Source organism: Acaryochloris sp. IP29b_bin.148 (genome assembly GCF_028285565.1).
Taxonomy (GTDB): Bacteria; Cyanobacteriota; Cyanobacteriia; order Thermosynechococcales; family Thermosynechococcaceae; genus Acaryochloris.
The window spans coordinates 1-9,720 of sequence record NZ_JANQOY010000016.1; the positions used below are offsets into that span (position 1 = coordinate 1).

Annotated in this window: 7 protein-coding genes and 2 pseudogenes; 2 read left to right on the plus strand and 7 right to left on the minus strand. The window is 46.9% G+C overall.

The features are described from left to right. Window positions 1–344: 344 nt before the first annotated feature. From Q0986_RS01605 to Q0986_RS01615, 3 genes are all read right to left on the minus strand, one after another. On the minus strand, window positions 345–782 hold the full coding sequence (locus Q0986_RS01605) for a peroxiredoxin (RefSeq protein WP_299402712.1): 438 nt from the start codon (window positions 780–782) through the stop codon (window positions 345–347). 95 nt (window positions 783–877) lie between these two features. Beyond that, entirely contained in the window at window positions 878–3,226 is a 2,349-nt protein-coding gene (locus Q0986_RS01610) for an HDIG domain-containing metalloprotein (RefSeq protein ID WP_299402715.1), read from the minus strand. Window positions 3,227–3,449: 223 nt separating this feature from the next. Then, window positions 3,450–4,361: a hypothetical protein gene (locus tag Q0986_RS01615; RefSeq protein WP_299402717.1), complete on the minus strand. Its 912-nt coding sequence runs from the start codon at window positions 4,359–4,361 to the stop codon at window positions 3,450–3,452. 492 nt (window positions 4,362–4,853) lie between these two features. Here Q0986_RS01615 and Q0986_RS01620 point away from each other — a divergent pair, with 492 nt between their 5' ends. Then, window positions 4,854–5,480, plus strand: coding sequence for a glutathione S-transferase family protein (locus Q0986_RS01620; protein ID WP_299402719.1), 627 nt, complete (start codon window positions 4,854–4,856; stop codon window positions 5,478–5,480). A 3-nt stretch (window positions 5,481–5,483) separates the two neighbouring features. On the opposite strand, the gene Q0986_RS01625 is transcribed toward Q0986_RS01620, so the two are convergent. The 3 genes and pseudogenes from Q0986_RS01625 to Q0986_RS01635 all read right to left on the minus strand — a co-directional run bounded on the left by Q0986_RS01625 (window position 5,484) and on the right by Q0986_RS01635 (window position 8,034). Then, complete coding sequence (locus tag Q0986_RS01625; RefSeq protein ID WP_299402722.1) at window positions 5,484–6,686, minus strand: SprT-like domain-containing protein; 1,203 nt, start codon at window positions 6,684–6,686, stop codon at window positions 5,484–5,486. Between the two features lie 121 nt (window positions 6,687–6,807). Beyond that, a pseudogene (locus Q0986_RS01630) lies at window positions 6,808–6,941 on the minus strand (IS6 family transposase); the annotation flags it as partial. A 409-nt stretch (window positions 6,942–7,350) separates the two neighbouring features. Beyond that, window positions 7,351–8,034: a class I SAM-dependent methyltransferase gene (locus Q0986_RS01635; protein ID WP_299402725.1), complete on the minus strand. Its 684-nt coding sequence runs from the start codon at window positions 8,032–8,034 to the stop codon at window positions 7,351–7,353. 310 nt (window positions 8,035–8,344) lie between these two features. On the opposite strand from Q0986_RS01635, the gene Q0986_RS01640 reads away from it, so the two are divergent. Continuing rightward, window positions 8,345–8,839: a DUF4265 domain-containing protein gene (locus tag Q0986_RS01640; RefSeq protein WP_299402728.1), complete on the plus strand. Its 495-nt coding sequence runs from the start codon at window positions 8,345–8,347 to the stop codon at window positions 8,837–8,839. A gap of 309 nt (window positions 8,840–9,148) precedes the next feature. Here the strand turns inward: Q0986_RS01640 and Q0986_RS01645 are convergent. Continuing rightward, a pseudogene (locus Q0986_RS01645) lies at window positions 9,149–9,622 on the minus strand (IS6 family transposase); the annotation flags it as partial. Window positions 9,623–9,720: the final 98 nt, after the last annotated feature.

Consider the following 9,720-nt stretch of genomic DNA (forward strand, 5'->3'; position numbering starts at 1 on the left):
TCGGACAAATTGGCTTTTCTCAAGACACTCCCACTGAGATCAACCCCACTGAAGTCTCTTTCTCCAGCAGCATAGCGCTCCAACAATTCCTCAGCAGTCATAACACCCCCCCCCAAACACAACAGTTCCCACCTGGCTCCAATTCCTCCAGGACTCCACTCTATTTAACCTCAACATCGAAATCACCGATCTCCCCACCGGCCAACTCGCCGTTGCTTGCTGGGGTTAACCTTATCCCGCATCACCAAAAGCTGGAAAGAGCCTTTCAATAGAAAAAAGCGCCAAGGACTTGACGCTTTTTTGATATCAAACCGTTTTTTCTACAGTGGCATCGCCACAAAATCTTACAACCCTAAGTCAGCCAAGATATCAGTGGCATGGGTGTCTGTATTGACAGAGTTATACACCTTATCAATTTGGCCTTGGCCATTAATCACATAGGTGACACGCTGAGCATACCCACCACCATCGACGTCATAAGCTTTCATCAAGCTATGGTCTACGTCGGCGAGTAGGGGGAATGGCAAATTGAACTTACTGGTGAAGTCTTGGTGAGATCCTTCATCATCACCACTTACGCCAAAGACCACAATATCTTTGCCTTGGTAGGCAGAGTAATTATCGCGAAAGCTACAGGCTTCTTTGGTGCAGCCTGGCGTATCGTCTTTGGGATAGAAATATAGGACGACCGTTTTCCCAGCATAATCAGCGAGGGAAACCGTGTTGCCATTGGTGTCTTTCGTTGTAAACGCAGGAGCAGCAGTACCAGCGGTTAAAGCCATAGGGTTTCCTCACAAAAACAGGATAAATATCTGGATGGTTCACTCATCCCTGGCTAAAAACCAGAGATACCCAAAGTAGTGTTACATATTTTTTCTTACTTGGGGGGGATGGTTGCGGTGGGGTAAGGAATACGTTTGTGGTGAAACTGCATCCAGACCTCTACAAACACCTCTGCTAATACATTCAACTCATCTCGAGTCAATTGAGAATCTACCAGCTGGTCATCCTGCCAGCGGGCTTTAAATATTTTGTTGATGGTTTTTAGGGCTAAGTCTGGGGTGGCATCTTTGAGCGATCGCAACGCCGCTTCACAGGAATCTGCCAACATGACAATCCCCGTTTCTCGGGATTGGGGAGTGGGGCCGGGATAGCGAAAATCGGACTCCTGAACCGGATCGAGATCAGGATTGGCTGCCGCCTGCTGCTGAGCCTGATGGTGGAAAAACGCAATCACCATCGTCCCTTGATGCTCAGGGATAAAGGCTTGCACGGCTGCAGGCAAACGACATTTACGGGCCATCACCAGCCCTTCAGACACATGCTTCTTGATAATCTCAGCACTCTGCCAGGGGTCGTTGAGCAGATCGTGCTTATTGGTGGTGTCTCGCTGGTTCTCAATAAAAAACTGCGGATCGTGCATTTTACCGATGTCATGGTAGAGCGTCCCCGTTCTTACCAACTCGACATTACAACCTAAAGCACTCGCTCCTGCCTCAGCCAGAGTAGCCACAAACATGGTGTGCTGAAAGGTTCCAGGAGCTTCCCGAGACAACCGCTTCAGCAAAGGTCGATTGGGATTCGCCAGTTCCGCTAACCGAATGGGGGTCACCAGATCAAACACATGCTCGATGTAGGGGCTAATGCCTAAGGCCACAATAGTCCACCCCAATCCCACTAACCCCTGAACCAAGGACAATCCTAAAATACTGTAGACTGGAGCGCCGGATAGGGTCATAAGGACAAATAATGTCACCCCTTGGGTAATAGCAACGATGACACCTAACAAGGCAATCTCTTCTCGAGAGCGTCTTTGACGGGCAACAAGGCTAGCCACCAGACTACCGACAGCAATCGCCCCAAACTCCATCAAGCCGCCACTGAGTCCTAGCGGAATCAGACCCGAAAGAATCAGCACCACGGTAGCGCCTAGGACTGGACCGTAAAAGCTGCCGACGAGAAGGCCAACCGCCGGTAGGCTAGTATATCTGAGCGCTGTGGTCCAAATCAGAAGCGAAGAACTGACAGATAGCAGCAACACGAGCAGATAATCTCGACGGCCAAACGCTAGCTGACCCCGTTTTTGCACCACCAGAAATAAGCTAACCCCACCACTGACAGCAGCCAATGTCCCAAACAAGCCCAACCAATTGATGCCCCGGCGACTGAGACCAAAATGGTCCAGTAACGCAAATTCTCTTTGTGAGATCGTTTCGCCTTCCTTGACAATAATTTCGTCCTTACGAATCGGAATGCGCTTAATCGGAATTTGTTCTGCAATAATCTCGCGCTGGCGAAGGGTGCCTGCCGGATCAACACTCAGGTTGGGTTTCAGAACAATGGGAAGCAGCTGTTGGCCGAGGGTTCGCACTTTACTGGAATAGTCTTGCAGCTGAACTTGAGTGGTGCGCCGCATTAGGCTGGGGGGTATACCTGGCGGGATTCCTTGGGTGAGAATACGATTAAGCGTTGTCCGAAGCCGTCTTTGGGCCATCGCCCATTCCGGTTCTGTAAAGGCCAAGAGATCTTTGCTGGGAAACTCTTGGAGACGGGGTGGAACGGATTTCAGCGCGGCCTGATAATCTCGTTGGGCTAAGCCAATTTGGCGAATAAGACTGGACCATTTTCCCCCATCTTTTTCGTTGGCTCTATATCGCTTTAGGGCTGAAATCGCTTGTCGAGCATTAGCGGTCTTTAACCAAGGAGTAGAGGGTGGGGTCGTCGCACTAACCTGTTGAAGCAGCTTCTGAAAGTCTCCAGTCGTAAGCTGACGCAGAAAGTGTTGAGCCGTCGGCGACAATGCCTTGGTAGACGCATAGGGCAATGGCCCTGCTGAGTCTCGAAATTTTGAAATATCCGCCAAGTAGGTATTCAAGTCCAGTTGAATATTGGCGGTTTGTGATGAATTGAGCCGGTAGACACTTACGGCCCCCCGCAGCACAGCTTCTCGTTCAGTCTTAGTAGCAATTGGATCAGGGGCTTGAGCAGATTTAGGGGCTCTGATGGTTTCAGGGGCAATGGTACCCACAGTAAGTTGGGGTTCATTATAAAATCGGTGACCAATGACGCTGGTCAGTGCAGCAACGGAGACTGCAAATAAAAGCGGAGAGTGCTGCTGAAAAGAGCGCTGTTTGCTGACTGATGGAACAGTCAGAGGAGGCAACACAGATGATAAAGATAGCCAGCGGCTCAGACGCAGCTTCTGAGAACGGAGTAATTTCTTCATTGGAGGGTTAGGCTACTCAAGCATAAGGTCCATTCAATTCGGACGCATCCTGTCGGCAGGTGGGTGGTGTGCTGGCATGGTTGAAATCCTTGATGTGACCAAAAAAAATGTCTGAGTCCTTCAATTATAGTCAACTCGCTAGTTTATCCTGTCGCTGGGTACAGATGGCGCCCCATGGAGTTCGAGAACCAGAAGTCCGCTGTTTATAAATCGGCAGTATAGCCTATTCGCGGAAGCGCAAGACACCGGGGGCAGAGACGGTTGTGATCTCTAGCTCAGCAGGGGGAAGCGCTTGATGACCATAGTAGCCAGACCAAGTGGTTAATAACTGATCGGCTAAGGCCAGGCTATGTTCTCTAGACCCTAGAGAGGATGCGGCAGATAGTGAGGTTTGCCAATTGAGGGGGATGCCGTTGATACCGTTAAAGACCCCAGACAATGCACTAGCCATCAGCGCTGCAATAACGGAGGGTTGAGGTAAAGCCAGAATTCGAGCGATCGTTAAGGGCCACGAATCTGCCGAAGTGGCCCAGGTGTATACTGCCATGGCGATCGCAGTTGCGTATCGGTGAGCCGGCAACGTCTGGTCCTGGCCTATTTGATACCAAACCCTCGTTAAACTGGCATGGGCATCCAGCAATCCCTGAATTTGACTGAGTTGAGCGTGCAGGTACGTTTCAGATAAGCAGGGTTGGGCCAGCAGGTGGGAGATCAAGGTTTGGGGATTGGCCTGTTCTCGACAAAGACGTGCGATCGCAACGCCCATGCCCACCCCTCCAGCTTGGAGTTCTGAATCGGTTCCTGACAAACATTGCCCTAGCTGGTTTTCTAAGCAAGACACATCATCATGCCAAAATAACGCTGCAGGCAGCAGACCCGCCAGTAAACGAGCGCAAGCATCATCCGTCTGGCAAGCGGTTCCTGGGCAGAGCGCTTGAGTGGAAATCAGGGTTTGGGTTGACGTTGCGATCGCACCACACCACCCCAAATTCTCTGGCAGTATTTCCCAACCATATTCTTTGCTTGGGATAGCAGCAATCTTCCCAGGATGCCCAGCACTTCCTTGCACATGGGCTTCTAAAACAGCCACACTCAAGAATAGTCCTCGGAAGCGGTTGATCAACAACTGTTGCATAAGCGACAAAAGAGCAATACGGCCAACACTAATGATAAGCTCAGCTCAGGATAGCTCTATTACTAGCGTTTCATGAGGTATTTAGGAAATTACCATTGTGGTGCTGTTCGATTTGCAACCGCAGATCGTATCCTCCAACTTCCCCACCTAGTGTTGCGACCTGGATCACCCATCGCTGAGATCATCTTTGAAGAAGATTCAGGACCAGGATACCCGACATTACGGATCGTTTAACCAACAGGGAGAAGTTATCTGCTGTGACACCCTCATCCCCTCGCTCTGGCAGGTGAAATTGTAGGGCGACTAGGGCAATGGTGGCAACTCCAGAATAGAAAAATCAAGGGATTGGCACTGGAGTGATCCAATTCTTGGGCACTTTTCCAGAAAAGAAATTCCGCCTCAATTTGGATGAATGAGGATGTCCTCACTATCGTCTCATGCTACTGATCGCTATACAGGGTAAACTACAGGCGCTAATTTATACAAACTCCCATGACTCAAATTACTCTCTATGGTCCAGCTCTTAGCACCTATGTCCGTTCTGTCCGAATGCTCTTGACGGAAACGAATACTCCCCATGATCTCCAAACAGTTGATATTTTCAGTGAGCGAAGTCAAGAATACCTAGCAAAGCACCCGTTTGGTAAAGTGCCAGTCCTAGAAGTGGATGGGGAGATTCTCTATGAAACTTGTGCCATTCTTGATTACCTAGACGCAGTAACAGGAAACCACACTTTCACACCTTCTGAACCGATAGGTCAAGCTCGGATGCGTCAAATCATGGCGATTATCGATAACTACCTCTACAGTCCAGCAATTAGCGTGATCACCATTCAGCGATTAATTGTTCCTAGTCAGAATGGTCAACCTGATGAAGCAGCAATTCAGACAGCAGTACCCAAAGCCCAAACCGCGTTGGGAGCAATTGAAGCAATTGCCTCCTGCAATCCTTACCTACTAGGAAGCGATATCACACTAGCGGACTTATACTTAATGCCCGTATTGCTTTATCTATCTAAAACGCCAGAAATGGAGACTGTCACAGCGAATACCCCGAAACTCAAAGCTTGGTGGAAAGCCACTGAACAACGCCCCAGTTTTCTACAGATACTCGATTGATTTCTAAGAAGCTTGGACCAGACGTTGGAGGTGCTGCTGAGCTTGCAAGTATTGTTTAAACTTGCGCTCATCGACCCGGAATTCAGGCGTATGTACCCGATACCGTCCATTTTGGATTCGATGCCCATGAACGGTGTGAAGGAGTTCATGGTACATCACGAAATCGACAACATATCTAGGAATTTTCTTTGAATCAAGAGTCAGACTGATCACCACCCGATCCCTGCTCGGTTCGTAATGGCCGAATTTGCGTTTGCTGAAGGTACGGCTCCAATTGAGTTTAGGTTTATTCAGAGTGCCGTCAAAATAGGCTTGATTGACCCGCTTAAACACCTCATCTAAGTTATGGGTACTTCCTTGTGTATTTCCCCGAAGCTCCTCCACCATGAGTTCCATTGCCAGTAGGAGTTCTGCAAACTCTTCTGAGAGTGAGTACTCCAAGAACACAGGGGTCGTTTGAGGCGACTTACCCTGCAATATCGAATCTACCAAGGCCTGCAGCACTGCAGTGTCAGCGAGGATAAATCCCTCGTTGACCTTGATACTCCCAGAATCACTCCCAAGTTTGCAGCGATACAACGCTGACATATTGGCAAACTCGATGGATACAGTATTGATATCCTTGAGCTGCTTACAGGTTTGCTTCTGCTGTTCCCAGCCGAGTTGCAACAGATGATGAAATGTCTGTACGGCATTGAAATGCGATCTCAAGTTATCATCACTGAGTAGAAACTTGATCCAACAATAGATTTGCCGGGATTGCCCCGTTAAACTCGCCGGGGTTACCCCTTGGCGATCGCATAGATTCTCAATATTCTCTACAGTATGCTGAAGCTGTTGGACGAGATGCCGTCCTTGTTTTGAATCCAAGCCAGAGCCATTGGCAACTTCACTGATTTGATGTTGAAGGCGTTGATGTTGAGGACGAATTTGGCGAATGGCAACTCGCTTTTGACTCTGCACAGAGCTGGTGTGCTGAGCGATGGGCAAATTCTTTAGATCAACGCTTCTCAAGAATTTATAGGCTTTTCGTGAAGGAAGGGGGAGCTGATTGGGCGAAATCTTGGCGTTGGCACAGATTTGCTCTGTCGCCTTGATAGAACCCGCAACATATTGTTTGAACTGCGGGACTTCGTTGAGGGGAATGCCAATTTTGAGCTGATCTCTAACTTGCTGTGAAGCTTTTACGAGTCCTCGGATACGCATAGATCACCTGTCATTGAATTAGCCAAATGACAGGATACCAGACTTATTCAAGCTGGAAGAAATTTGGTTGTGTTGCAAATAATGCTTTCAGGTACAAAACCCCTCTGAGCTTCATTCAAGACTATGCTGCTAATCCGAAGATTTGATGGATGAAAGAGATCTGTCCTAACACATCATCTTTAGTCACATTTTAATCTGGCCTTTGCGGATCATGTTCATTGCTTCGTACCCGTTCAATTGCCTATGGTGGCTGTTTTGATCGGAGTTTTGCTTGGTGGCTGTTTTGATCGGAGTTTTGCTTGGTGGCTTTCTGGTGGAGTAGCGGGGAGGATTTTATGGTCATACCCATTACCCAGCAAGATGACCTGTATTAATCTGTGAAAGCACTGTACATACGTCAATTTAGTAAATCACGTCGTTCATACTCACATGAAATTGGTATCAGGAGATCTGGGTGGGGTGAAGTTTAAATTGGAATATGGGTAAATGACCCAAAATTGCCTCTGAGGGTGGAAAGAGATGGCAATAAGAGCTGAGATTGGGATGAGTTCAGGTAGCTTAGATTTACTAAAGATTTTGCCGCACAGCCCTGTTGCCTGGCATCAATAGCGTCAAGTCTAAATGTTCTGATAAACCTCAGCAAAGCCAATCTCTGCAAAGCCATCTATTTCTTCACTTGAATATGAGTAGGAACATGTCCTGAGAAAAGGGCGACACAACCGATTACTTCCACAACAACATCTTCGAAGGATTTGTTCAGTTCAGACTTCAAGCCTTCAATATCATCCCTTACATTAGAAAAGATTCCCTTTTGGTTGTAGAACTGCATTAGATAGGTAGCAGCCAAATTTCTTTTCACACCACCTTGGAGTATGGTTGATCCAAATATCGTTGCACCTGGATTCATCAATGATTTGAGGTGCTCAAACACTACTGCCTTCTCAGTAATAGCACCGGGCAAACAGTGGAGTAGATAATTTAAGCCCACGGAATCAAACTGGAGAATATCCCCTGAAATGGGCTCAAGAATATTTTGCCTGTAAATCTCAGGCATGTAGCGACCTATCCGCTTTGATGCAAAATCTAATGCATTGGTGTTCAGATCCATCAGTGCGATACGCGGTGACTCAGATGGAAAGTGACATCGATCTAAGAAATAGCCAGTGCCTACCCCCACATCTAGGTGGTTTGCAGAAACGAACTTGTTGTAATTCTCCTCAATTTTCGTAGAAGGACACTTCCAAATATATTGATTGGATATTCCTAAGACTATGATGTCATAAGCAGCCAGTGTGGTCCTGGTATATACTGCTTGGCCAGCTTCTACTTGTCTATCAGTAGACATCATCAGCTATCACTTCCTTAAAGTTGTTCTTGAATCTATCGTATACATCGGCTATTGACACTCCCCGTGCCTTTAGACCGGGGAGTGTCAATAGCTTGTGATTCATCGAACTGAAAACTATGTCATTTCTAGCTTTCAGGAGATGTGAGCAATTTGTTCAGAGTCAGGGCCGTACCCCTTTTTCGATTCGGTTGATGCGCTCATAATGGCTTGTGAGACTGATGATTTTGTCTATGACTACTAATCTTGTTAAAAAATGAACGTGATTGTAGCAAATCTGGGCGAACGCTAATCTCCACAATAGATCTCTTCTATGGATAACGAAAGCCGATTAATTGAGTTGTTATGTGACGATGGCGAACAAGAAGATATCTATCTTCTCGTTGATTTAATCGAGCAAAATCGTTACATCATTAGAGATATCTACTGGAATTTTTTCACCCCTGGTAATCCTTTAGGCCTTGGTTTAAACGACATTGTCGAAGCCCAGCCCAATGAAGATGGATATCTCTCTGTTACAAACATCATTGCAAAATCTGGTTACACGACGCTACGTTTGATGGCAACTACTAAATCTACAGTAGTAACAGTGGATCATCGTGGAGAAGATGCAATTAAATTCTTTGATTATTTACAAGAAATGGGCTGTACCTCGACAGTTACAATGGCCTCTTTTTGGTTAGTGCACATCCCACCAAATTGCCAATTCCAACAGATATTAGATTACATTCAAGCAGAAGCAATCCCACTTCAGCATTATGTTGATGACTCCTGTGAAGACTGGCCTGAGACGTCTCAGGATATTTGATCTTATTTAGCGTCTATATTAGTCCTAATTATCTCTTAATTAGACCTCTTGCATAATTGAATTTGCGATATGGTAGTGGGCCTGATGTTCTTTATCTTCAGTGCCATACCCAATGAATCATGCAACAGCCCAACAGCCGAGTGCAAAGGACTTTAAGCGACGAACTGGATGCTACAAGGGTTTGAGCGGCTGGATGTCGTTGTGATGGATGTGACTGAAAAGCCCATTGAACGTCCCCAGAAAGGCCAAAAAGGGTTGTGTCGCAAATAATGCTTCCAGGTACAAAACTTCTCTGAGCTTTATCCAAGACTATGCAGCTAATTCGAAGATTTGATTGATGAATGAGATCTGTCCTATCACATCATCCTCTTCCACATTTTTGATCTGACCTTTGCGGATCATGTTCATCGCCTCAAATCCCTTCAAAGTTCTTCTGACGGAATTGAATGATCCAAAACCCATGCCAGGATTCACTAGACGTTTGATACCTCTATGATCTTGCTCCACTATATTGTTGAGGTATTTGACCTGCCGTACTTTTTCTCCTTCAGGGATACGTTCTTCTTCCTGTAGCTGCTCAACAGCAGGGGGATATGCTGGATTTTTGTCCACATTGATCACCCGAGGGTCATGGGTATGAACCGCATTCAGTGCTTTGGTCAGAAAGTGCTTTGCAACTTTGGCATCTCGCTTTGCCGTGAGTAGAAAGTCGAGGGTGTAGCCGTCAGAGTCAACGGCTCGATAAAGGTAGCGACACTTGTCACAGATTTTGATATAAGTTTCACTCTAGTTTCCGCTAAATGTTGAGATGTAATCGGAAGAATTGGCTAATCCATAATGGCAGATACCCAAGCCAGCCAGCCAAGAGGGGTATATGCCAA

Excerpts from the sequence above, each read along its gene's own strand:
- Q0986_RS01640 (WP_299402728.1), top strand. The coding sequence starts at position 8,345 with ATGGATAACGAAAGCCGATTAATTGAGTTGTTATGTGACGATGGCGAA.
- Q0986_RS01605 (WP_299402712.1), bottom strand. The coding sequence starts at position 782 with ATGGCTTTAACCGCTGGTACTGCTGCTCCTGCGTTTACAACGAAAGAC.
- Q0986_RS01625 (WP_299402722.1), bottom strand. The coding sequence starts at position 6,686 with ATGCGTATCCGAGGACTCGTAAAAGCTTCACAGCAAGTTAGAGATCAG.
- Q0986_RS01635 (WP_299402725.1), bottom strand. The coding sequence starts at position 8,034 with ATGATGTCTACTGATAGACAAGTAGAAGCTGGCCAAGCAGTATATACC.
- Q0986_RS01615 (WP_299402717.1), bottom strand. The coding sequence starts at position 4,361 with ATGCAACAGTTGTTGATCAACCGCTTCCGAGGACTATTCTTGAGTGTG.
- Q0986_RS01610 (WP_299402715.1), bottom strand. The coding sequence starts at position 3,226 with ATGAAGAAATTACTCCGTTCTCAGAAGCTGCGTCTGAGCCGCTGGCTA.
- Q0986_RS01620 (WP_299402719.1), top strand. The coding sequence starts at position 4,854 with ATGACTCAAATTACTCTCTATGGTCCAGCTCTTAGCACCTATGTCCGT.